Source organism: Paracoccus sp. FO-3 (assembly GCF_006386455.1).
GTDB classification, from domain to species: Bacteria; Pseudomonadota; Alphaproteobacteria; order Rhodobacterales; family Rhodobacteraceae; genus Paracoccus; species Paracoccus versutus.
Genome location: NZ_VCBQ01000067.1, coordinates 1 through 21,097 on the forward strand (window position 1 = coordinate 1; position 21,097 = coordinate 21,097).

Here is a 21,097-nt window from a genome sequence, read left to right on the forward strand (position 1 = left end):
ACTAATTTCGCACCGCCATTCTCAGGTCCAGACGGTGGTCCAGATGAAGACACCGACGAAGACGGCAACGCCCAAAGCCAGAATGACGGCAAGCGCTCTAGTTCCCATTTCCCATATCCATCTGTGAATGATCCATTCCAGCCATCGGGGTCTCGACCGGCGTCGGTGCGGGCGCAGGAATGTCGCCCGTGCCTTCGGGGTCGAGGAGATAGGTGGCAATGGCCTCGCGGTCGGCAGCGCTCAGGAAAGACGTGCCCTCAGCGACGACCTCGGCCATGCTGCCGCCGAAAGCATCACCGTTAGGCAGAATCCCGGACTGAAGCGCGTAAGCCAGGTTCGCAACGCCCCAACCTTTTGCGAGAAGAACGTCACTCAGAATTGGCGGTGCTTTGCTGCCCCCTGGAAGGCTGTCGTTCCCGGCAAAGCGGGCACCGTCATCAAGGCCCCCTGCCAGGGTTCGGCTTGTGTGACAGGCAGCGCAATGTGCAGCCCCTTCGACCAGCACCCGCCCGCGGTTCCACGAGGAAGACGTGCCCATAAGTGCGTCCGTCTTGGGCGTCTCAAGGTAAGCCGCGCGCCAGAGCTTCAGCCCCGATCTGAAACTGAAGGGAAAGCCGACGTCGTGGGGTGGGGCTGCATCGCCAACAGCCGGGACGGTGCGGAACGCCTCCCAGAGGTCGGCAATGTCCTGATCGGTAAAACCGGCGTAGAAAGAGTAGGTGAAGACGGGGTAGTAGGGGTCGCCGTCAGGCGACACCCCTTGGCGCACAGCCTTTGCGAAATCCTGGATGGTCCAGCGTCCGATCCCGGCATCGCGATGTGGTGTGATGTTTGGCGGCACAAAGGTGCCGAACGGGGTGTCAAGCGGAGCGCCCCCTGCAAGCGCGGGCCCTTTTGCCGCTGAGTTGGTATGACACGACACGCAGCCGCTCGCACGCGCGAGATAGGCCCCGCGTTCGACATCGCCGGGAGGAAAGCTCGCGGGCTCGACTTCCCCGATCGGCCAAAGTGCCAACACCCCGGCACCTATACCTGCCACGATGGCTGGGAAGACAAAGGAAAGCCGGATCAAACCTCGCATGGTCAGTTCCGGCCCGCACGAAACTGCGCATGACAGGAAGAGCATGTCGCGCTGATCCGGTTGAAGAGGTCGTCCGCCGCCAGTGTCGTCAGATCGAGCTCCAAAATTGTCGGGTCGGATGTCCCTCGTGTCACCGCGATCTTTTCCGAAGCCCCTCCGTATCCCATCAATTCCGCGACCGTGAAGCCCTGCGCTGGTTGCGCTGTTCCGGTCATGTCCATGCCCGAGTGATCCATGCCAGCCATCTCGCCAGCTGGCGAACTCGCGGGCTCGAGGCCGTTCGGGGCAGCTTCAGCCAAGGCATCAGCATAGGCCTTCAGCTCTTCGGAGAGGGCCGCGAACTCCTGCCAATCGGCCCAAATTTCCGGCTTGGCATAGGTGACGCCTTCAAGGCTGTTTTCAGGGAAAAGCGACAGCATCGTCTCGCCCGCATGACTGGAAATGACGCTGGCGCCTTCAGACACAATGAATGTGTCGTAGGGCACGGTGCCCTGTATCATCGGTGCCAATTCCGCGATGGTGTCGCGCATTGCCGTCATTCCGTTCATTCGGTCCAAGACGACGCCCGTCGCCCCCGTATGTGCCAGTGCCACTGCCGCTACGGCGGAAGCGGCAAGCGCGATCGCGCCCGTCCATTGAGATTTCATCTGCCTGACTGCCCTTGGTTTCTTGTTGTTGATCATTGGCTGCGCCCTGCCGGTCAGGCGGGTCACAGCTTGGGACGAATTCTCGTGTCAGGCTGAGAAAGGGTCGAACCTGAGCCAGTCTTTCAAACCGGCTCGTCTGGTCATCGAACAATCGTTCGGCCCGACTGTCAGGTCAGGATTCGCGGGGGAGGAAGTGTGATGGCCGGACCGCCAAAACGACGTTGCGACTGCTCAGCGTCGGGCTGAAGCACAGCCGGAACGGCCGTGGGCTGTATCGATGCCAGAGCATCTGGCAAAACGAACGCGGTGCAAATGACGCCGAGGTGGCAGGCAGGCGTTGCCGAAAATTGCTGTTCTGGGGTTTCGGCAGCCTCGACGGTGAGGTCGGAATGATGCTCGTTGCCCGATCCTGCTTCTGCAGACTGTCCCAACACCAAGCCCATGACCAGAGCGACAGTCAGAAGCCACATCGACACGACGCGCAACAACCTGCGTACAAGCAGGTTTTGCGGTAGGTCCAATGGGGTTGCTGTCGCTCTCATCCGTTCAGATCAGCTTGACTTTCGTTCCGACCGGAGTGCGGTCGAACACTTCTTCGATGTGCTCATTGTAAAGCCCGATGCAGCCGTTCGACGAACGACGCCCGATCTTACGCGTGTCGTGAGTACCATGAATCCGGTAGTACTGCCACGATAGATACAGGGCGCGGGTGCCAAGCGGATTGGTTGGATCGCCTCCTGGCACGAAGGCTGGCCACTCCGGGTTGCGCTCCCGCATCGAGGGCGTCGGAGCCCAACTTGGGTTAACCCGCTTCTCGACGACCTCGGTGTATCCCCGCCGGGTCAATTCATCTGATAGCGGAACCGAAGTGGGATAGAGAAACATCTGACCGTCGCTCGTCCAGTGCTGGAGAACCTTGCCCGTGGTGTCAGAGATGATGACCCCGACCCCAAGCGAGTCGAAGTGGTCCTGCCACTCATGGATGCGGAACGCCGAGATGTTGTTCCGGACTGGTCCCTGATTGTCCTCGGTCGCAAAGGCTGCCCGGCCCGTCAGGAAAGGCGCGGCAAGGGCTCCGGCAACGAAAAGTCGTCGACTGAATCGCATGGTCTGCTCCTCTTTTTTGTTACCTGTGCCGGCTTCCAACGTGGGAAGGTCAAATCGCTTTGCATCGCACAGGGGTCACAAAGAGGTGAAGCCGTGGCGCTTTCGCCGATTTTGTTGGGAAATTCTCTGCTCACTTCGATGTGAACACCTCTCCCATACACCAGGAGCGCTATTCTGCGCCCATGCGTAAGTTTGCGAACACCCTGTGCGGTTTGTGCTTGCTCGTCGCCCTTCTCTGGGCGGCGCTTCCTGATCACGCATCCCACGGCGCTCATGCAGATCATGCTCAAACCGCAGCTGTGGACCAGGACGCCCTTTGCAGCGACGGATCAGGCCATGCCTCCTGCCAGCTTGTCGCAACTGCCTCCTTGTCATTTTTCGAGGTGGCACCGTATGCCAAGTCTGCGCGGTTCGTGATTACGCCGGTCTCTGCCTCAAGCCGCGCCTTTGCCCCCGGTCGCCCACCTCCGCGAACCTTCCTCTGAGTGAACCCTCGTCCTTCACGTTCCTCTCAGGAGTTCGCATGATTTTCCGTCGATCCTTTCTTTCCGGCGCAGCCGCTGCAGCCCTCTCGATGCCAACTGTCCTTCGTGCCCATACCGAAGAACCCTTCGTATTGGCCGACGAATTTCAACCTCGCGAGGTCCGAGTCCGAGAGCAACATGCCCCCGGTCAGATCCTCGTCTTCCCGCGAAGTTTCTTTCTGTACTATGTTTTCGATTCCGAGCGGGCCGTCCGGTACGGTGTCGGCGTCGGCAAGGCCGGTCTGGCATTCAAGGGATCGGCAATCATTGAACGCAAGGCCGAATGGCCGTCATGGCGCCCGACAAACGACATGATCCGCCGGAATCCCGATCGCTATGCCCAGTTTGCCGAGGGGGTGCCGGGCGGACCTGGCAACCCACTGGGCGCCCGAGCCCTCTACCTTTACCGCGACGGGCGCGACACCTACTACCGGATTCACGGCACGACAGAGCCGTGGTCGATTGGACGGTCCGTGTCGAACGGTTGCATCAGGATGCTGAACGACCATGTGATCCAACTCTATGAGCAGGTCCCAGTCGGAACGCCGGTTACTGTCCTGTGACGATCCGCCGTCGTGATGTCTTCGTGTTGGGGGGCATCGTAGCCTTGATGTATGGACTACGGGCCCTGCCCTGGGACCGGCTTGGCGGACGCGGGCTTTCCTATGTCGACATCGAGGGTGTGCCGCCATTTCGTCGGCTGGAGCTGGCCGGTCAGACCTCCACAGCAAACATCGCACTCGTCGGTCTCGATGGGCCGCTACCTGATGCGGGAGCACGCAGGGCGCGCATGGAGACCCTGCGCACCGACCCATGCCCGGCCTTATTTGGGAACAGCGCCTCCAACTCTGAGGTTCCCATTGCCTACTTCAGCGAGTTTCGTTGCCCCTTCTGCCGTGCTCTCGAACGAGATCTTGAAAGCCTGCTGGCGGAGGACCCAACCGCATTCCGGCTCGTGCAACACGAACTTCCGATCTTCGGGCCGCCGTCTGAGCTGGCCGCCCGGGCATCTGTTGCCGCCGCACGCCAGGGCAAGCAACAGGAGCTTCGCCGCCGCTTCATGCGAACACCGATGGTTGCCGAAGAGGCCTCGGTACGGCGTGTTGCGGAGACCCTTGATCTGGATGTCGAGCAGCTCTTAATCGATATGTCCTCCGCCGGCGTTCAGGCTGAGCTCGACCGAACGCGCGCACTTGCCGATCTCTTCGGGTTCATCGGCACCCCAGGTCTGGTGATCGGACGGACCGTGCTCAGCGGTGCGGTTCCCCTTTCCCTCCTCCGACAGATTGCGGAAGAAGGGAAGGCCGAACCATTTCCGGCCTGTTGATGCGATGAACACACCAACGCATATGCTGATCGGGGCTGCTGTCTTTGCTCGGCCCGTCGTGCCGTCCACTCTGGTGGCGGCCATGCTGGGCGGCCTCGCTCCTGATGTTCCGATGTTTGCGTTGGTCCTATTTTCGACACGCCTGGTCGGAATTCCGCAGCATGAAGTCTTCGGAGACCTCTTCTACTCGGACTCATGGCAGGCCGTCTTTGCCGTTGATCACAGCTTTTTCGTCTGGGGCCTGCTTCTTGCCCTTGGAAACTGGCGACGTCACCTCATTCTCACCGCCTTTGCGGGAGCCGGCTTTTTGCATGCGGCCACCGACTTCATCACCCATCATGACGATGCCCGCCGCCAATTCTGGCCCGTGTCAGACTGGGTATTCCGCAGTCCGGTCAGCTACTGGGACCCGAACTATTACGGCGGTATCATCGGCGTGGTGGAACTTGGGCTGGTTCTGTTCGCCACTGCCTTTCTCTGCTGGCGGCACCGAAAACTCTGGCAGCGCGTCGTGATCGTCATTTTGGCCGCTGTGATCTTCGTACCCGTGATAGTTACAGGTGGCTTCCACGGACTTCACGGCATGGGCTGAAAGAGCGCACCGCAGCGTGCTTCAGGTTCCCGCTCGGCATGGCTTGCATGGCCATTCAGGATTGATCGCGCCTCCCCTAGCAGCTTACTGAAAAGCACGCTTGGTCTTGCTAGGCGCTCAATGTCGCCTTAGTTCGATCTGTATCGCCGCAGGAGTTGTGCATTGATCGCTACAATAATGGTCGATGCCGACATGAATACGGCGCCGACTGCAGGTGTCATCAGGAAGCCGGTGCCGAACGTGATGCCAGCAGCCATTGGAATGGCAAATGCGTTGTATCCGGTCGCCCAGATCAGGTTCTGCACCATCTTCGAATACGTCGCTCGGGACAGGCCAAGAATGGCCTCCACATCCCGTGGGTCAGAACGCACCAGGACCACGTCGGCGGATTCCACGGCGACATCCGTGCCCGCACCAATGGCAATTCCAAGATCGGCTTCGACGAGCGCCGGCGCGTCGTTCACCCCGTCTCCAACCATTGCGACCTTCAGACCCCGGGCGCGAAGTTCTTTCACGCGGGCCGCTTTCTGATCCGGGAGGACCTGTGCGAAATATTCATCGAGGCCGAGTTCTGCAGCGACTGACTTCGCGACACCCTCAGCGTCTCCCGTCATCATGATTGACCTGACACCCCTAGCCTTGAGACGCGCCACGACATCACGCGATTCCGCGCGCACGATGTCGGCCAGGGCCAGCAGCGCATAGGGCTGGCCGCCCACCTCCAGCACCACGACGGTCTTGCCTGTCTCCTCCAGCAGGGCGAGCCGGGGGTCGGTCACTGGTCGGCCTTGCCGCCGGAGGTGACCAGGGCTGATGATGGCGATTTCCCGCCCATCCACGCGCGCCGTGACGCCCGCACCCGTGATGCTCTGCAAGCCTTCCGGGGCCGGATATTCAATGCCACGGGCTTTTGCGGCGGCGACAATTCCCGTGGCGATAGGATGCTGTGACTGGCTTTCAACCGATGCCGCCAAGCGCAAGGCAGTCGTCTCATCGCCATCTTGCAGCAACACCAGATCGCTCACGCCGAATCTGCCTTCAGTAAGAGTGCCGGTCTTGTCAAAGACCACGGCATTCAGATCCCGCGCACGCTCAAAGGCGGCACGGTCGCGGATCAGCAGTCCGTTGCGCGCCGCCAGCGACGTCGAGACGGCCACGACAAGCGGCACGGCAAGGCCGAGCGCATGCGGACAGGCGATGACCATGACGGTCACCATCCGCTCAAGCGCAAAGGTGGCCCCCGCCCCGACCGCATACCAGTAACCGAACGATCCGAGGCCGACGGTGATGGCAATCCAGGTCAGGACAGTCGCGGCGCGCGAGGCCAGATCCTGTGTGCGCGAGCGGCTGTCCTGTGCCGCTTTCACCATGGCGATGACCTGCGACAGGTAAGTCGCCTCGCCCGTCGCCTTCACTTCGATGGTAACGGCACCTTCGCCATTTACCGCACCGCCGATGACAGCTTCGCCGGCAGACCGCGTGACAGGTTTCGATTCCCCGGTCAGCATGGCCTCGTTGAAGGATGATGTGCCTTCGATGATCTTTCCATCGACCGGCACCTTGGCGCCGGGGCGGATCACGACCCGGTCGCCGGCGATCAAGGCCGCGACGGGTACGTCCTCATTTCCACCGTCCGCGGTCACCCGCAGTGCGGTATCAGGCAGCAGGCGTACAAGCTCCTCCAAAGCGCGAGAAGCGCCGAGGACGGACCGCATCTCAAGCCAATGGCCCAAAAGCATGATCGTGACGAGCGTGGCCAGTTCCCAATAGAACGGCTCTCCGCCGGGCAGTCCCAACGTGACGGCCGCCGAGTAGAAATAGGCTGTCGAGATGGCAAGCGCGACCAGCGTCATCATTCCTGGACGGCCAGCGCGGATTTCAGGACCGGCGCCCTTAAGGAAGGGCCATCCTGCCCAGAAGTAGATCACAGATGACAGGCTCAGTGCGATCCACTCTTCACCGGCAAGCAAGCGTGCCATGCCTTGCCCGACAAAATCGCGGACCATTGGGGACAGGACCAAAACCGGGATCGTGAGAGCCAACGCCAACCAGAAGCGCCTGCGGTAGTCGTCGACCATGCCAGCGTGCCCGGCCTTGTGGCTCGAATGCCCGCCAGCACCGGACCGGAGTTCGCTCTTGTTCGACTTCGCCGCGTGCCCAACTTGATGGTCGTGGTGGTTTGCGTGTCCATTCTCAGCCGTCATGGCAATAATCCCTAGACCGATGCGGCCAGACGGTCGCTGTGTGTCAGGTCGGACGGCAGGATGGCCGGGAGCGGGCCACCCTGCCGCCACTGAAGCGCCTTACAACCCGCGAGCCGCGAGCCAGGCCTTCATCTCGGCGATCTCGGCCTCCTGAGCCGCGATCACCTCTTCCGAGAGCTTTCTGATTTCCGGGTCCGTGCCATGCTCCAGCTGGATTCGCGCCATCGCGACCGCAGCTTCATGGTGCGGAATCATGCCTCGCACGAAGTCCACGTCAGCGTCCCCGGTATAAGGCACCATCATGTCCGCCATCATCTGGTCCATTGCCGCCGCGTAGGCCTGCACAGCCGGATTGTCGGCCAACTCTGCCGGAATCATGGAAGCATGGCTCATCATGCCCATATCCCCCATGCCCATGCCACCCATGTTGGAGTGGTCCATGCCTTCCATGGTCTGCTGGGCAAATGCGATCCCACCGACAACAGCAACAGCCGCAATAGACAGCGCGAGAGTACGTTTGTTCATTCAGATTTTCCTTCGATGATTATGTTTTGTCAGGCAGGCGCGTAGCCGACCTCGGTCAGCGCCGCGACCAACCGATCGCGAGAAGCCGCTGATTTCACTTCGACCTTGTGCGAGGTCGGATCCGCGCTCACCTCGGCGGAGGGGTCTACCGCCTGGATCGCCTTGGTGACGCTGCGCGCGCAGCCGCCGCAGGTCATGTTCTCGATATGGAACTGCATGAGTGTCTCCTTCGGACAATCGCCTCATGCAACTCGATATGGGCCTTCCCACCGTTGTAAGGTCAAGAGAACAATTCCGTGATCAGACAAATTGAAATCAGGGCTTGACCTTACCATCATGGGAAGCCCTATCTCAGTCAGCGGAGTAACTCGCCACCGGAGTGCCGCGATGAACATACAAGTCCCTCAGAACGCCATGGCAGACCTCGGCAGGATCGTGATCGACGTCGAAGGCATGACCTGCGCATCCTGTGTCGGGCGCGTTGAACGCGCACTGCAGGCTGTCCCCGGGGTAAAAACTGCAGCCGTCAACCTCGCGACGGAACGGGCAGAAATCATCGGACCGGACCTGGACCGATCGGCTCTGGTCAAGGCAATCGAGGACGCGGGCTATGATGTGCCATCGCGTCCGATCGATATCGTCATCGGGGGTATGACCTGCGCCTCCTGCGTCGCACGGGTGGAGCGAGCCTTGAAAACGGTACCCGGTGTGACCGCAGCCAATGTCAATCTGGCCACGGAACGCGCCACGGTCACCGGAACGGCGGACCTTGCCTCCCTGATCGGCGCAATCGCGGATGCGGGTTACGAGGCACGGGCAGCGACCGAAACCGCCATCATGTCAGAAGAGTCCGCCGCGAAGAAAACAGCCGAGGAAGCCGCATTGCGGCGCGATGTGCTTTTTGCTGCGGCTCTGACTCTGCCTGTGTTTGTCCTCGAGATGGGATCGCATCTGTTCATGTGGGTCCACATGGCGGTGATGAACAGCATTGGCATGCAGAACAGCTGGCACATACAGTTCGCCTTGACGACCGTGGTCCTCCTTGGTCCTGGCCTCAGGTTTTACCGCAAGGGGTTTCCGGCCCTGGCGCGTCTGGCGCCTGACATGAACAGCCTGGTCGCGGTCGGAACGTTGGCTGCCTTCGGCTATTCCCTGGTGGCAACCTTTGCCCCCGGAATCCTGCCCCCAGGCACCCAGAATGTCTACTACGAGGCGGCGGCAGTCATCGTCACATTGATCCTCCTTGGTCGTCTGCTTGAAGCTCGCGCAAAAGGCCGGACCTCAGAGGCGATCAAGCGGCTGGTCGGACTTCAGGCCAAGACTGCCCGTGTCCTTCGCAATGGCGGCCTGGTCGAAGTGCCAGTCGCCGAAGTCCGCCCGGGCGATGTCGTCGAGGTCCGCCCTGGCGAGCGGGTGCCGGTCGACGGCGAGGTCACGACGGGCGCAAGCTGGATCGACGAAAGCATGATCTCTGGCGAGCCCGTGCCGGTCGAGAAGGCACTGGGGAGCACCGTGACCGGCGGCACAGTAAACCAGACCGGCGCGTTCAGTTTCCGGGCGACGGCGGTGGGCGAGGCCACGATGCTGGCTCAGATCATCCGCATGGTCGAAGCCGCGCAAGGCGGTAAGCTGCCGATCCAGGCGCTGGTCGACCGCGTGACGATGTGGTTCGTTCCCGTGGTTATGGCGCTTGCCGTGCTGACCTTCGCCGTCTGGCTGATCTTCGGGCCTGATCCGGCCCTGACCTTTGGCCTGGTCAACGCCGTCGCCGTCCTCATCATTGCCTGCCCCTGCGCCATGGGTCTGGCCACGCCAACGTCGATCATGGTCGGCACCGGGCGTGGTGCCGAGATGGGCGTGCTCTTCCGCAAGGGTGAGGCCCTCCAAGCCTTGCAGAGCGTCAAGGTAGTCGCGTTCGACAAGACCGGTACCCTGACCGAGGGCAAACCGCGCCTGACCGACATGGCGCTGGCACCGGGCTTCGACCGCGCCGCAGTGCTGGCCGTGGTGGCGGCTGTCGAAGCGAAGTCCGAGCATCCGATCGCCCGCGCCATTGTCGCGGCGGCCGAAGCCGAGGGCCTGATCCTTCCTGAGATCACTGCTTTCGACTCCGTCACCGGTTTCGGTGTCACGGCAACGGCGGGCGCGCAGCGGGTCGAGATCGGTGCCGACCGCTACATGGTCAAGCTCGGCCTCGATGTGTCGGTCTTCGGCCACACCGCCACCCGGCTCGGCGACGAGGGCAAGTCACCGCTCTATGCTGCCATCGACGGCAAGCTTGCTGCAATCCTTGCAGTTGCGGACCCGATCAAGGAAACCACGCCGCAGGCGATCCAGGCACTGCACCGGTTGGGGCTGAAGGTTGCAATGATTACCGGCGACAATGGCCGCACGGCGAACGCCATCGCCCGCCAGCTTGGCATCGACGAAGTTGTGGCCGAGGTGCTGCCCGACGGCAAAGTCGCTGCGGTGAAACGTCTGAAGGCACTGGGCTCGCTGGCCTATGTCGGCGACGGGATCAACGACGCGCCCGCCCTGGCCGAAGCGGATGTGGGCCTTGCCGTCGGCACCGGCACCGACATTGCCATCGAAGCGGCGGACGTCGTACTGATGTCGGGTAGGCTGACTGCCGTCTCGGATGCCATTGCGCTTTCCAAGGCCACGATGCGAAACATCCGCCAGAACCTGTTCTGGGCCTTCATCTACAATGCCCTGCTGATCCCGGTTGCCGCAGGCGCGCTCTGGCCCGCCTTCGGTATCCTGCTGTCGCCGATCTTTGCCGCCGCCGCGATGGCGCTATCGTCGGTCTTCGTCCTTGGCAATGCGCTGCGACTGCGGCGCTTTGCACCTTCAATCGCCGCGTAAGGAGGCCCCGAGATGAACATCGGTGAAGCTTCAAAATCTTCGGGCGTTTCCGCCAAGATGATTCGCTACTATGAGTCGATCGGGCTCATCCCGGCAGCAGGAAGGACGGTTGCAGGATATCGCGTCTACACGATGACCGATGTTCAGCTACTGCGCTTCATCCGAAGGGCGCGGGACTTGGGTTTTTCCGTCGAGAAGATCGAGGAGTTACTGGCGCTCTGGCAGGATCGTTCGCGGCAGAGTGCCGACGTGAAACAGATTGCGCTTGAGCAGATCGCCGGTCTTGAAGTTCGAATTCGTGAAATGCAGGCAATGATGGACACGCTGCGTCATCTGGCAGATGCGTGCTGCGGCGATCACCGCCCGGACTGTCCGATCCTTGCCGACCTCGTGAATGGCCCCGATCAAGGCAGCGGAGCGCGCGAGGAAGATCAACAATCCGCGCCCCGCTCCGGCAAGGCTGCCGGACTTCAAGCGCATTGACATTCTGCGGCGTGCGCATGATCGTGATTTTGTTTGGTGTTCATGGGACGCAGAATCCCCGAACTCAATCGGGAATGAGGAAGGGCGGACCCAGTTGCGGCGCTGTCGCGTTGCCTTTAAATCCGGCACACTGCGCGTTGAGCGACGTTTGTTGCCCTTAAACGTGGCATTCAGTCGCCGCTCGTCGGGGTCTTTCCCTGTTTCGCAGTGCGATCCGGTCAACTACGGCAAGAAGGCGGGGCTCTTTTTCGAACGCACGAAGCAAGGCAACTCTTGCGTACCCATCGAGGCCAGTGCTGAACATTGCCGCTTTGGCCAGTGGACGTGACTGAGCCGCGGCGATGGCGGCAAGGCAAAAGAGTCTCACGTCGGGTCTGGGACTTTGAAGGGCAAAGGCCGTATCGGCGCGAACGGACTTGAGCGCCTTGGCATAGGTGGCCGCCCGCATGGCGCGTCTAAGTTTGTTGGCGCAGTTGGACGTTACCGCACTTTCGAGCAGCCCTGCCCCGCTTCGAGCACGACGAACCAGCTGTTCGGATATTCGGCTGCGATCAGGCTTGATGAGGATCGAAAGGAGTCGGGTGCCGCAGATCTGGCAGTCGAATGCCCATAATTTCCGCCACTGTTTGAGCGCAATGCCACGCCGAGAGCAGTCGGGACATGACTGGAACGCAACCTGCGCCGTCATCAGGGCTTCGGTCTGGGTCATTGTCCCAAAGGTAAGGGATTGCACAGTTTCAGCGGCAACACGGGCCGCAATCGATATCTTTTCTGCTGTGGTCGCGGCCACCTCAACCTCAAAATCCAGCATGGCGACCTGTCGAGTATCGACTCCAATATGCGCCAGGAGCTCGTCGACCTCGCAGTGGTTGGCGACCGCCAGTCGCGTCAGCCATCCAGAAAGCAGTTCATCTGCGAGAGGCGTGACAGTTTTCGGCAACGGGCGCTGTTTCAAGCTCCGGCCTTCTCGAGCCGTCGCTGGGTTTTCGCATGGCGCGACCAAACGGGCGTCCATTTTGCGACTGCATCGTCGGTGATGCATTCTTGACCCGTGACGATTGCGTCGATGGATAGGTCCTTGACCAAGGAAAATATCCGCGAGGTCACCCCGCCGGTCAGCGCCAATATCTGCTTGAGCGATTTAACCTTCAGATTGGACTTCTTCGCAAGCGGCATGGCCGCGATCAGGGTCTGGATCATGTCCGAGAACTCGGNATCGTCGCGCCAGTTTGGCAGGTGGTGTTCGTCCAGGCGTCGCGCGAGTTGGACATCGCCGCGAATAGCATCGACCGCTTCGCTGACGCCGAAGCAAACCAGCGACGCCTCCAATTCGTTGCTGAGATACCTCAGAACATTGAGGAACCGGCGTTGTTCGCGATGGGTTCCCGCGAGGAGGTTGTGAACTTCGTCGATCATGATCATCCGAAGCCCGAGGTCGCGAAGAAGGCCAACAACGCGGACCTCAAGCGAGGCGACACTTTGCGCCCGCAAGCTTAGCGCCGATGACGGAGCGCCGACGGCAGCGAGGATGTGCATATAGAACCGCCGCTCGTCTGGGGCTGGTGGTGCCTGCAAAAGAAGCAGCGGAGTGCGCGTGATACCTGATTCCGGATCGTATTCCGGCGCGTACCTGCGCGACAGGTTGCGGGCGATCATCGTCTTGCCGATGCCAGATGCCCCATGCACGAGAAGGCCCGGCATTCGAGTCTGCCGTGGCATCTCGATGAGGCCTTGCAGCCGGTCCAGCACTTGTTCGGCCCGCGGAAAGCCGATCCAGATGTCCGATTGAATGAGAGCGATACGACCGTCTTCTATTATTTCTGCCCTCAATTCACCAACGCTCCACTTTAAACATGGGGCGCGATTTATCACCCGTGTCGACCGGTCGCAGCCCCTCCGACGCCCGATCATCGGCGGCCGGACCCTTCATCGAAGAATTCCTTTCACGAAATCGGCGCTCTGCCTTGGTTAGCGCGCGGCTTTCACCCTCGATTTGGCGTTGCTGCCGGATCAATTCGGCGAGGATCAATTCATTCGCCCCCACCTTCCCCATGGCCCGTGCCTTTTGCATGGCCTCGCGGTATTCCCAGAGCGACACCGGCGGGATTTCCAGGTTGCGGTACCGGGCCTCGACACATCTGCCGCCGTCCAGTTCGACCCAGACGGCCGAGAGGTCGCGGGGATCGTAGCGGACGACCACCTTTCCGTCCCGACGACCGACATAGCCCGCGAGGGCGTCGGACCAGTAGCGCAGGTCGAAAAGATGGATGCCGTCACGACGCACCTGCCGCTGCTCACTTGGCAGGAAACTCACCCGAAACGCCTCCATGTCGAAGGGGATGTCGCCGGCCATTTCACCGGCGAGCGCTTCCCACTTGGCGGCAGGTGTGCAGCCAAGGCTCGAATGGATGCTGTTGTTGTAGCGACAGATTTCCAAGGCAAACCATCGATCGAATTCGCCCAAGGTCATCGCAGCCATGCCTTCGGCATCATAGCCGCCCTTGGCCGCGACCGACGACTGCGTTGTTCCCGGCAGGAGATGCACCGCGCCCATCATGGTCCCGATCAGCCGCTCGACATGCCCACCAAAGTGAGGGCTTCCCGGCGGTCGATAGACCAGATTGATCCCCCATTCGGCACAGGCCGATTGAAAGGCGCGTGACCGAAAATCGCGGCCATTATCGACGTGAATGCTGACCGGCTTGCCCTGCGCGGGCCACGAGACATTACACTCGAGGTCAGCCAGAAACTCTGCTTTGGGGGCGACGGCCCGCGTGAGGCACAAGGCCACCGAAAGGCGAGACGGCGCTTCAAAGCTGACGTGGTATCCCGTCACCATGCGCGTGGCGATGTCGATCGCCAAGGTCACCCAAGGTCGACCGATGGGTTTGCGCTCGAAACTGTCGACAAGGATGATGTCCGCTGGTGTGTGATCGATCTGCACAACGTCCAGCGGTCGTTCTGATCTGTTCCTTCCCGTCACCGGCGCAAACCTTTGGCGCGCTGCTTTTGCGCCCTCGCGCGCTTTCATGACTTCGCGGGTATCCATCGCATCAAGCCGCCGCTGAACGGTACGGCGCGTCGGCGGCTGAAGCCCCCGCTCACGGCAGGCGCTGCGGATTTCTGACACAACTCGCGCCAGGCTGGGGCGTTCTCGCCGAAGGTAGTATCGAGTAAGATGCTCTTCGATGATGCCTTCGACATCACCGGGCACCATGACCGACCCGTTGCGTCGCCCGCGTTTGCGGGGAACGAGAGCGCTTGTCCGGCCACCCTCTGCTGCAAGCCGTCGGATCCAGCGCCAGACTGTGGTCCTGCTGACGCCAAGCTCCCAGACTGCATCACGTATACCGCTTTCCAAGCTCCCGGTGCCATTGAGATACGCCTGTACAAGCGGTCGAAGGACCGATGCCCGGCGCAGCGCCTCAGCACCAGCATCGCCACAGTCTTCGTCATTACCTTCCATCGCTACCAACCGCCCAACCCCGTGAACCTTGTGTCAGATTTAACGGCAAGAATGTCGGATTTAAAGGCAAGATACCATATTTAATGGCAAAGCCGCCGCATTGATTTTGTTGACTTTCGTATACCGCATTTAAGGGCTACGCGACATGGCCTTAAACATGCGGGCGTGACGCCCTTGGCAAGGGCCTCAAAGATGAGCGGGACGCGGTAATAGACGACGTTGCGCCGTCTCGACAGGCCTTGTGACCCAGGGCACAAGCGATCCATCTCCTGCTGAGGCAGGTCTGACCGGTGATCAGCAGGCTCTCAAGCCGGTCGACCCAGCCCCCGTCGATCAGATGCGTCATGACGACGCGATTGAGGCCCCGCAGTTTGCGCAAGGTGAGATCCTCGACGCTGGCGGTCTGCCGGAGGGTAACGAACTTCAGGCGGGCGGTCAGGCGCTACCCCACGACAGCCATAACCAGTTGCGCACACACCTCGCCGACATTCTCGGAGGCTACAACTTCGCGCGAAGGCTCATGACCCTCGGTGGACTCACGCCTTACGAATACACTTGCAAAATCTGGACATCAGAGACGGATGAATTCATGCTCGATCCTATCTACCAGATGCCGGGGCTGAAAACCTTGCGCAAAGCCGAGAAGTGTTCAGGGGTTGTCGCAAATTTCTGCGACTGACCTTTGAGGCGCCGCAAGACCTGTAAAGGCTCTGGCCCCTAATTCAGAGGCAAGCCGAAGGGGCCAAAACGGTCCGACGTGGCCAAGTTGTCGCTACGGCGTCGGCCTCGGATTGGTCGTGTCTGCTCATCGGCGGTGGGTTTTGATTTGATCATGGTCATTGAGCTGTGATGGCGCGTTCACGCAAGTATCGAACTATGTCCGCAGACTCCGGCATCCAGCGATCCTTCCCCTTGCTCGTGATCCGCAGCACTGGGACGGTGGCGCGCCCGCGCGCCTCCAGCAACTCTTCATAGTAGTTAGGATTATCCCAGACATGACGCAATTCGACATTTGCCTTAGTCTCCCTGATCGCATGCAGGACACGCTGGCAGAAAGGGCATTGAGGATAGTAATAAAGTGCGAGACCAGTTTCGTTCAGGGGGTCAGGCAGGCTCAGCCGTTCGATGAAATGGTCGGCATACATCAGTGGCCAGGGATGGGTCTTGCCGAAACGTGCAAGACGTTCTTCCTCGACCGAGATGAGACACGTTACAATTTCGGCCTTGGACAGATTGCGGCCAAGAATACTGCTCAGGGGTCGCTGTAGAAAGCCCGCATACCAGATCGCCCAATCAGGATCTTCGCCGCCGACCTGAATGAACGCCATCGCATGGGCTTCCCCCGCCTTCTCGAACGCTTCTATCAGCGCCTCGTGTTTGTTCTGCATTCCGTCCCCTCCGGATTTGATAGCGGCCACACTGGCCATGATGTGCGCGCCGTCAATAGACAGGACGCCATGCCCAACGGCCGTTGGGGCTTGGCATCTTCGGCTTCGGTCACCATATTTCACGAATGGCACATACATCCTTTCATGAACACCGCGAACTTGGCGAAATTGTCTGGCAGCGTGACTTCGATGTGGCTCTCTCACTTGCCGCAAAGAAGGATCTTCCAGTCCTCCTGCTGTTTCAGGAGATACCGGGTTGTTCGACCTGCGTGAATTTCGGCCAGGATGTACTGAGCAATCCGCTCTTGGCCGAAGCGATCGAAGAAAACTTCATCGCGCTGGCCATCCACAATAACAAACCCGGCCGGGACGCTGAAATTCTGGCCCGGTTCCGTGAGCCGTCCTGGAACAATCCGGTCATCCACTTTCTCAGGCCCGATGGATCGCCGCTGATCCCCAAGCTGGCCAACCGTTATGACCCGCTGGCGATTCATGACAAGCTTGTATCAGCGCTTGAGGCGATGGGGCGCCAGGTGCCGGAATATCTGCGGCTTTTGCGCGATGATCTTCTGGCCGATTACGGTCTGGCGCGCAGCGTCAACATCGAGACGCCATGTTTCTGGTCGGGCGAAACTTCGCTGGCCCAGCACCCGGCTGTGCTGACAACCGAGGCTGGCTGGATTGGCGACGAAGAAGTGGTCCGCATTGATTACGATCCCGCAAGAGTAGACATGGCGGCCTTGGCGAAATTCGCTGAAACCGAGGGCTTTGAGGTAGGTGAGCCCACGGGTTTCCGCACCGACAAGGCACCGCAATACTATATCAGCAAGTCGCGCTTCGCGCATCTGCCGCTTAGCCGGGCGCAGCGTACGCGGATCAATCTGGCTATCCCCTATCGTGACCGGCCCGAACGATTCCTTAGCCCCCGGCAGGCTGCATGGCTGGCCAAGCCAGACCTGACCACGCTTACCCCGGCATCGACCTATCGCGGCAACTTCCGCGCGGAATGGAAACGGCTGGGCGGTTTGGACAAGGCGGTGGCGGAATAAATCCGCCACCGGCCCAGTCATCCCTGCCAGTCAACCCCACTGGTTAAACCTTGGCAGCCGCTGTCACCCCTTGGATGACAGGCTGGGGTGCCTGCCGAACTTGTTGCGCAAGGCCGACAGGAAACGGTTGCCAAGTTGATCGGCATCGCGCGATGCGAACCGCGCGAAAAGTGCTGCGGCCAGAACCTGCGCCGAAGTGCGCTGGTCAATAGCGGCCTCGACGGTCCAGCGACCTTCGCCACTTTCGGTAACTTCTGCGGAATAAAGATCCAGCGACGGATTTGCCGCCAGCGCATCAGCCCCCAGGTCAAGAAGCCAGGAACTGACCACACTGCCACGCCGCCAGACCTCGGCGATGGCGGCAAGATCAAGGTCATAGCGATAGTCTTCAGCGACGACCTCGTTCTTGGCAGAGGCGAACAGCGCAAAACCTTCGGCCATGGCCTGCATCATGCCATATTCGATCCCGTTATGGATCATCTTCACATAATGGCCCGAACCAGCCTTGCCGCAGTGCAGCCAGCCCTGTTCGCCGGGCGCCTCTGGCCCGCCGTCGCGTGCCGGCGTGCGTTGGGCCGCGTCGATACCCGGTGCCAGCGCGTCCAGAAGCGGCGCAATGCGGGTGACCGCCGCCTGCGTCCCGCCCAGCATCAAGGAATAGCCGCGCGTCAGGCCGAAAACCCCGCCGCTGGTGCCGCAATCAGCCATCAGGATACCACGTTTGGCCAAGCTGCCAGCGCGGGCGACGCTTTCCTTGAAATGGCTGTTGCCGCCGTCCACGATCACATCATCAGGACCGCAGAAGCCCGCCAACTCGTCCAAGACCTGCCCGGTTACTTCGCCAGCAGGCACCATCAGCCAGATCACCCGCGGCGGGGTTAGTGCGGCAACCAAGGCGGGCAGATCGGGCCATGCCGTAGCACCGGTCTCGGCAGCAATCTCTTCGCGCGTTGCGGCGGAATTGGCGAAGATGTGACAATGATGCCCGGCCTTTGACAACCGGCGCACCATATTGCCGCCCATGCGGCCAAGACCAACAAAGCCCAGTTCCATCCAGTTCTCCTCTCGTCATTGTAACGGCGGGACAAGGCCCGCCGGATAAGTTCAGCCGACCTGCACGCCCCGCCAGAAGGCCACACGGCCCTTGATCTCGGCGGCGGCAGACTTGGGGATCGGGTAGAACCAGGCGGCATCGGTATTGGTCTGGCCATCCACGTTCAGCGAGTAATACGAGGCGGTGCCTTTCCAGGGGCACACGCTGTGGCGTTCGCTGGCGACCAGATACTCGGGTTTTACGCTTTCCAGCGGGAAGTAGTGATTTCCTTCGACCACGACCGTGTCATCGCTTTCCGCGACCACCTGCCCGTTCCAGATTGCCTTGACCATGATTTCCTCCGAAAGTCAGGGTGAATGATCCATCACGGCGCGCACGCGCGACCGCAGGGCCGGGATCAGCTCGGCCTCGAACCAGGAGTTTCGGCGCAGGAAGGCATTGTTGCGCCACGAGGGGTGCGGCAGGGGCAGCACATCAGGCCACCACTGCCGCCAGTTGGCGACGGTTGCCGTAACGCCCGCCTCGCGGGTTGCTTGGCCCAGATGCCAGCCCTGGGCATAACCGCCGATGACGATGGTCAGCACGACATGCCCGATCGCCTTCAAAACGTCGGCCCGCCAGGCCTGCGCACAGCGGGGCGGGGGCGGCAGATCGCTGCCTTTGGCGTCATAGCCGGGGAAACAAAACGCCATGGGCACCACGGAAACCCGGTCGCGGTCATAAAATTCTTCCCGCGAAAGCCCCATCCAGTCGCGCAGCCGATCACCCGAACGATCATCGAAAGGTACGCCGGATTCATGCACCCTGAGGCCAGGTGCCTGCCCGACGATCAATATCCGCACGCCGCTGCGAAACCAGACAATAGGGCGTGGTTCGTGATGGGTCGCGGTCTGGGCGAATTCCGCCGCGCACAGGCGACAGATGCGAATCCGGTTGGCAATCTGGGGCTCGTGCGTAGTCATTCCCGATACCTCTGTTCTTTCCAGGGATCGCCATAATTGTGATAGCCAAGCTTTTCCCAATAGCCCTTGTAGTCGAAGGGGCTGAAATGTAGCCCGCGTAACCATTTTGCACTTTTCCAGAAATAGAGGCCGGGCACCACAAGCCGGGCCGGGCCACCGTGGTCTTCCGCCAGCGGCTGCCCCTCGTATTCAGTGGCGACAAAGGCCTTGTCTTCCAGAAGATCGGCCAGTCGCAGGTTGGCGGAATAGCTGCCATCCGCCCTCGCCTGAACATAGGTCGCCTCGGGCCTCGGCCCGACAAGATCGGCCAGCAAGGTAACCGACACTCCCCGCCAGCGCGTGTCCAGCTTGGACCAGCGCGTGACGCAGTGGATATCCACGATAAACTCTTGCTGCGGCAAGGCCATGAGACCCTGCCAATCCAGAGCGACCGGCTGGGCAACATCGCCATCCAGCGTCAGCGACCAGATTTCCTTACCTGCTGTGGTAGGGGTGCCGGCCGTCATCACCGGAAACTTCTGCGTGACCACCTGATTGGGCGGCAGGCGCGGACGCCCGTCCTTTAGATACTCGGTCATCGTCGCGGTCCCTGCTCAAAGCACCTCATCGATTTGCAGCTTTCGGCCGCGGAATTCGCAGGTCTCGCCCGCCCGCTTACCCTCGAGCGCCGCATAGATCGGCGCGGCCTGCGAGATGCCGACAAACTGCTTGCCCTGGCAGATGAACTCTGCGGTCGAGACGCCGATCACCAGATAGCGGTCGCCGATGCGCACTGCCGCGCCTGGAACAACCTCGTCCTTGGGGCCGAAATCCAGCGATTGCAGCGCCGCGATCTTGGCCTGGGCCTCGTGCTCACGGTCGTCGAAGGCCTCGGCCAGATCTGCGGCGGTTTCGGCCTGCGCCTGTTCGTCGTTTTCGACGGGTTCCGAGCGGTCCAGCCGCGCCGAAGCGAGGAAGCGTTCATAAGTCTTGTGGGCCTGCGCAAGCTCGGCCCCGGTCAGAGCCAGCATCGTAGTGCGGAGGTGGGACTTGTCGATCATTTTCATTCCTTTAGTTTGGCTTTCAGTCTGGGATCGGTCTGGACTGCCGTCGCCACCGGAAAGCGCGGCGGGCATGGGGGAGTGACGAGATATGGGCGCTGCTTTGTCGATTGTGATCCTGTTCACGGTCACGACTACTATCGTCCGCATCGCTGGGCTCGTACTGGAACACAGCGGCATCCCGCGGCATGTCGCCAGGCTTCAGGCGGTGTCCGCGCTGACGGGGGCTGGGTTCACCACAAGCGAATCCGAACTCTTGCTGCAAACCCCGGAACGGCGCCATGTGCTGGTCGCTCTGATGGTTACCGGCAGCATCGGGCTCGGCTCTCTGATTGCAACGGTGGTCGTAGGCGCTTTTGGTGTCAGCACGTCGATGACAGGATTGCTCGGGCAGTTGGGCGCGGTCGCCGCTGCCATTATCTATCTGCGCTATGTGCTGCTGACGCCTTGGGCAGACCGGCTGATCTGCAGCTTGGCCTCGCGCTGGCTGTCGCGTACGGGCGCGGGTAAACTGCCGTTCCTTGTGCTTCATCGGTTGGGCGAAGATGCGATGATTGCCGAACATCGGTTGGTTCGCCACCCCCCGGAAAACCCCGCCGACTGGGGCGCAGCGGCCGGTCTGATCCCGGTCGCGCTGCGCAATGCAGACGGAATAGTCCATAACGGATGGAGTGGGCTGGCAGGCGAGGGGCAGAATGTCATCCTTTGCGGCCGACTTGAGGCCCATGCCGCCTTTGCCACGGCCTTTGGGACCCCCATCGAAAACCGGGGGCACTGAAACCA

Annotated in this window: 24 protein-coding genes; 7 read left to right on the forward strand and 17 right to left on the reverse strand. The window is 61.1% G+C overall.

The window, feature by feature from the left end; all coding sequences use genetic code 11:
- Positions 1-97 precede the first annotated feature (97 nt).
- The 4 genes from FE811_RS17475 to FE811_RS17490 all read right to left on the reverse strand — a co-directional run bounded on the left by FE811_RS17475 (position 98) and on the right by FE811_RS17490 (position 2,835).
- Positions 98-1,081 carry a cytochrome c gene (locus FE811_RS17475; protein WP_255469767.1) on the reverse strand — a complete coding sequence of 328 codons (984 nt, stop codon included), beginning with the start codon at positions 1,079-1,081 and terminating at the stop codon, positions 98-100.
- A gap of 2 nt (positions 1,082-1,083) precedes the next feature.
- Positions 1,084-1,764, reverse strand: coding sequence for a cytochrome c (locus FE811_RS17480; RefSeq protein WP_140848220.1), 681 nt, complete (start codon positions 1,762-1,764; stop codon positions 1,084-1,086).
- Positions 1,765-1,895: 131 nt separating this feature from the next.
- Positions 1,896-2,249 (reverse strand): hypothetical protein, encoded by a 354-nt coding sequence (locus FE811_RS17485; RefSeq protein ID WP_140848222.1) that lies wholly within the window; start codon positions 2,247-2,249, stop codon positions 1,896-1,898.
- A gap of 25 nt (positions 2,250-2,274) precedes the next feature.
- The gene (locus FE811_RS17490; RefSeq protein WP_112312982.1) at positions 2,275-2,835 is read right to left on the reverse strand and encodes a L,D-transpeptidase; all 561 of its coding nucleotides are present in this window, start codon (positions 2,833-2,835) and stop codon (positions 2,275-2,277) included.
- A 523-nt stretch (positions 2,836-3,358) separates the two neighbouring features.
- On the opposite strand from FE811_RS17490, the gene FE811_RS17495 reads away from it, so the two are divergent.
- Genes FE811_RS17495 through FE811_RS17505 form a run of 3 tightly spaced genes read left to right on the forward strand, consistent with a single transcriptional unit; the run spans position 3,359 to position 5,278 of the window.
- Positions 3,359-3,922, forward strand: coding sequence for a L,D-transpeptidase (locus FE811_RS17495; RefSeq protein WP_112312888.1), 564 nt, complete (start codon positions 3,359-3,361; stop codon positions 3,920-3,922).
- Entirely contained in the window at positions 3,919-4,686 is a 768-nt protein-coding gene (locus tag FE811_RS17500) for a DsbA family protein (RefSeq protein ID WP_140848224.1), read from the forward strand. Before FE811_RS17495 ends, FE811_RS17500 begins: the two co-directional genes overlap by 4 nt.
- 4 nt (positions 4,687-4,690) lie before the next feature.
- The gene (locus FE811_RS17505) at positions 4,691-5,278 is read left to right on the forward strand and encodes a cobalamin biosynthesis protein CobQ (protein ID WP_140848226.1); all 588 of its coding nucleotides are present in this window, start codon (positions 4,691-4,693) and stop codon (positions 5,276-5,278) included.
- Between the two features lie 128 nt (positions 5,279-5,406).
- On the opposite strand, the gene FE811_RS17510 is transcribed toward FE811_RS17505, so the two are convergent.
- From FE811_RS17510 to FE811_RS17520, 3 genes are all read right to left on the reverse strand, one after another.
- Complete coding sequence (locus FE811_RS17510) at positions 5,407-7,482, reverse strand: copper-translocating P-type ATPase (RefSeq protein WP_219848895.1); 2,076 nt, start codon at positions 7,480-7,482, stop codon at positions 5,407-5,409.
- A 99-nt stretch (positions 7,483-7,581) separates the two neighbouring features.
- Positions 7,582-8,007 carry a DUF305 domain-containing protein gene (locus FE811_RS17515; protein ID WP_140848228.1) on the reverse strand — a complete coding sequence of 142 codons (426 nt, stop codon included), beginning with the start codon at positions 8,005-8,007 and terminating at the stop codon, positions 7,582-7,584.
- 29 nt (positions 8,008-8,036) lie between these two features.
- Positions 8,037-8,225 (reverse strand): heavy-metal-associated domain-containing protein, encoded by a 189-nt coding sequence (locus FE811_RS17520; protein ID WP_140848230.1) that lies wholly within the window; start codon positions 8,223-8,225, stop codon positions 8,037-8,039.
- Between the two features lie 169 nt (positions 8,226-8,394).
- Between FE811_RS17520 and FE811_RS17525 the strand changes: the two genes are divergently transcribed.
- Positions 8,395-10,872: a heavy metal translocating P-type ATPase gene (locus tag FE811_RS17525; RefSeq protein WP_140848232.1), complete on the forward strand. Its 2,478-nt coding sequence runs from the start codon at positions 8,395-8,397 to the stop codon at positions 10,870-10,872.
- A 12-nt stretch (positions 10,873-10,884) separates the two neighbouring features.
- The gene (gene cueR / locus FE811_RS17530; protein ID WP_140848234.1) at positions 10,885-11,355 is read left to right on the forward strand and encodes a Cu(I)-responsive transcriptional regulator; all 471 of its coding nucleotides are present in this window, start codon (positions 10,885-10,887) and stop codon (positions 11,353-11,355) included.
- A 157-nt stretch (positions 11,356-11,512) separates the two neighbouring features.
- Here the strand turns inward: cueR and FE811_RS17535 are convergent, their stop codons facing one another.
- From FE811_RS17535 to FE811_RS17560, 5 genes are all read right to left on the reverse strand, one after another.
- Complete coding sequence (locus FE811_RS17535) at positions 11,513-12,310, reverse strand: TniQ family protein (RefSeq protein WP_140848236.1); 798 nt, start codon at positions 12,308-12,310, stop codon at positions 11,513-11,515.
- Positions 12,307-13,185, reverse strand: coding sequence for a TniB family NTP-binding protein (locus tag FE811_RS17540; protein WP_140848238.1), 879 nt, complete (start codon positions 13,183-13,185; stop codon positions 12,307-12,309). Before FE811_RS17540 ends, FE811_RS17535 begins: the two co-directional genes overlap by 4 nt.
- Before the next feature lies 1 nt (position 13,186).
- A complete protein-coding gene (locus FE811_RS17545) occupies positions 13,187-14,572 on the reverse strand; it encodes a Mu transposase C-terminal domain-containing protein (protein ID WP_242070313.1) in 1,386 nt (461 codons plus the stop codon).
- Between the two features lie 400 nt (positions 14,573-14,972).
- Positions 14,973-15,200 carry an ATP-binding protein gene (locus FE811_RS28750; RefSeq protein WP_370362684.1) on the reverse strand — a complete coding sequence of 76 codons (228 nt, stop codon included), beginning with the start codon at positions 15,198-15,200 and terminating at the stop codon, positions 14,973-14,975.
- Between the two features lie 457 nt (positions 15,201-15,657).
- Positions 15,658-16,209, reverse strand: a complete 552-nt coding sequence (locus tag FE811_RS17560) for a glutathione S-transferase N-terminal domain-containing protein (RefSeq protein ID WP_181180886.1) — start codon at positions 16,207-16,209, stop codon at positions 15,658-15,660.
- Between the two features lie 125 nt (positions 16,210-16,334).
- On the opposite strand from FE811_RS17560, the gene FE811_RS17565 reads away from it, so the two are divergent.
- Positions 16,335-17,258, forward strand: coding sequence for a VPGUxxT family thioredoxin-like (seleno)protein, type 2 (locus FE811_RS17565; protein WP_140848244.1), 924 nt, complete (start codon positions 16,335-16,337; stop codon positions 17,256-17,258).
- A 63-nt stretch (positions 17,259-17,321) separates the two neighbouring features.
- Here FE811_RS17565 and gnd read toward each other — a convergent pair whose 3' ends face one another.
- From gnd to FE811_RS17590, 5 genes are read right to left on the reverse strand one after another with little or no spacing between them, the layout of a single operon-like run.
- Complete coding sequence (gnd, locus tag FE811_RS17570; protein ID WP_140848246.1) at positions 17,322-18,311, reverse strand: phosphogluconate dehydrogenase (NAD(+)-dependent, decarboxylating); 990 nt, start codon at positions 18,309-18,311, stop codon at positions 17,322-17,324.
- A gap of 51 nt (positions 18,312-18,362) precedes the next feature.
- Positions 18,363-18,644 (reverse strand): DUF427 domain-containing protein, encoded by a 282-nt coding sequence (locus tag FE811_RS17575; RefSeq protein WP_140848248.1) that lies wholly within the window; start codon positions 18,642-18,644, stop codon positions 18,363-18,365.
- A 15-nt stretch (positions 18,645-18,659) separates the two neighbouring features.
- Positions 18,660-19,274, reverse strand: coding sequence for a uracil-DNA glycosylase family protein (locus tag FE811_RS17580; RefSeq protein ID WP_140848250.1), 615 nt, complete (start codon positions 19,272-19,274; stop codon positions 18,660-18,662).
- Entirely contained in the window at positions 19,271-19,852 is a 582-nt protein-coding gene (locus tag FE811_RS17585) for a molybdopterin-dependent oxidoreductase (RefSeq protein WP_140848252.1), read from the reverse strand. The genes FE811_RS17580 and FE811_RS17585 overlap by 4 nt, the downstream gene beginning before the upstream one ends.
- A gap of 15 nt (positions 19,853-19,867) precedes the next feature.
- Positions 19,868-20,314 carry a hypothetical protein gene (locus FE811_RS17590; protein ID WP_181180887.1) on the reverse strand — a complete coding sequence of 149 codons (447 nt, stop codon included), beginning with the start codon at positions 20,312-20,314 and terminating at the stop codon, positions 19,868-19,870.
- A gap of 103 nt (positions 20,315-20,417) precedes the next feature.
- On the opposite strand from FE811_RS17590, the gene FE811_RS17595 reads away from it, so the two are divergent.
- Positions 20,418-21,092 carry a hypothetical protein gene (locus tag FE811_RS17595; protein WP_140848254.1) on the forward strand — a complete coding sequence of 225 codons (675 nt, stop codon included), beginning with the start codon at positions 20,418-20,420 and terminating at the stop codon, positions 21,090-21,092.
- Positions 21,093-21,097: the final 5 nt, after the last annotated feature.

What these genes read in the sequence shown, in the direction of transcription:
- FE811_RS17475 (WP_255469767.1), bottom strand. Translation starts at nt 1,081, where the DNA reads ATGCGAGGTTTGATCCGGCTTTCCTTTGTCTTCCCAGCCATCGTGGCA.
- FE811_RS17480 (WP_140848220.1), bottom strand. Translation starts at nt 1,764, where the DNA reads ATGATCAACAACAAGAAACCAAGGGCAGTCAGGCAGATGAAATCTCAA.
- FE811_RS17490 (WP_112312982.1), bottom strand. Translation starts at nt 2,835, where the DNA reads ATGCGATTCAGTCGACGACTTTTCGTTGCCGGAGCCCTTGCCGCGCCT.
- FE811_RS17495 (WP_112312888.1), top strand. Translation starts at nt 3,359, where the DNA reads ATGATTTTCCGTCGATCCTTTCTTTCCGGCGCAGCCGCTGCAGCCCTC.
- FE811_RS17505 (WP_140848226.1), top strand. Translation starts at nt 4,691, where the DNA reads ATGAACACACCAACGCATATGCTGATCGGGGCTGCTGTCTTTGCTCGG.
- FE811_RS17510 (WP_219848895.1), bottom strand. Translation starts at nt 7,482, where the DNA reads ATGACGGCTGAGAATGGACACGCAAACCACCACGACCATCAAGTTGGG.
- FE811_RS17515 (WP_140848228.1), bottom strand. Translation starts at nt 8,007, where the DNA reads ATGAACAAACGTACTCTCGCGCTGTCTATTGCGGCTGTTGCTGTTGTC.
- FE811_RS17520 (WP_140848230.1), bottom strand. Translation starts at nt 8,225, where the DNA reads ATGCAGTTCCATATCGAGAACATGACCTGCGGCGGCTGCGCGCGCAGC.
- FE811_RS17525 (WP_140848232.1), top strand. Translation starts at nt 8,395, where the DNA reads ATGAACATACAAGTCCCTCAGAACGCCATGGCAGACCTCGGCAGGATC.
- cueR (WP_140848234.1), top strand. Translation starts at nt 10,885, where the DNA reads ATGAACATCGGTGAAGCTTCAAAATCTTCGGGCGTTTCCGCCAAGATG.
- FE811_RS17545 (WP_242070313.1), bottom strand. Translation starts at nt 14,572, where the DNA reads ATGGTGCCCGGTGATGTCGAAGGCATCATCGAAGAGCATCTTACTCGA.
- FE811_RS17560 (WP_181180886.1), bottom strand. Translation starts at nt 16,209, where the DNA reads ATGCAGAACAAACACGAGGCGCTGATAGAAGCGTTCGAGAAGGCGGGG.
- FE811_RS17565 (WP_140848244.1), top strand. Translation starts at nt 16,335, where the DNA reads ATGGCACATACATCCTTTCATGAACACCGCGAACTTGGCGAAATTGTC.
- gnd (WP_140848246.1), bottom strand. Translation starts at nt 18,311, where the DNA reads ATGGAACTGGGCTTTGTTGGTCTTGGCCGCATGGGCGGCAATATGGTG.
- FE811_RS17575 (WP_140848248.1), bottom strand. Translation starts at nt 18,644, where the DNA reads ATGGTCAAGGCAATCTGGAACGGGCAGGTGGTCGCGGAAAGCGATGAC.
- FE811_RS17580 (WP_140848250.1), bottom strand. Translation starts at nt 19,274, where the DNA reads ATGACTACGCACGAGCCCCAGATTGCCAACCGGATTCGCATCTGTCGC.
- FE811_RS17585 (WP_140848252.1), bottom strand. Translation starts at nt 19,852, where the DNA reads ATGACCGAGTATCTAAAGGACGGGCGTCCGCGCCTGCCGCCCAATCAG.
- FE811_RS17590 (WP_181180887.1), bottom strand. Translation starts at nt 20,314, where the DNA reads ATGATCGACAAGTCCCACCTCCGCACTACGATGCTGGCTCTGACCGGG.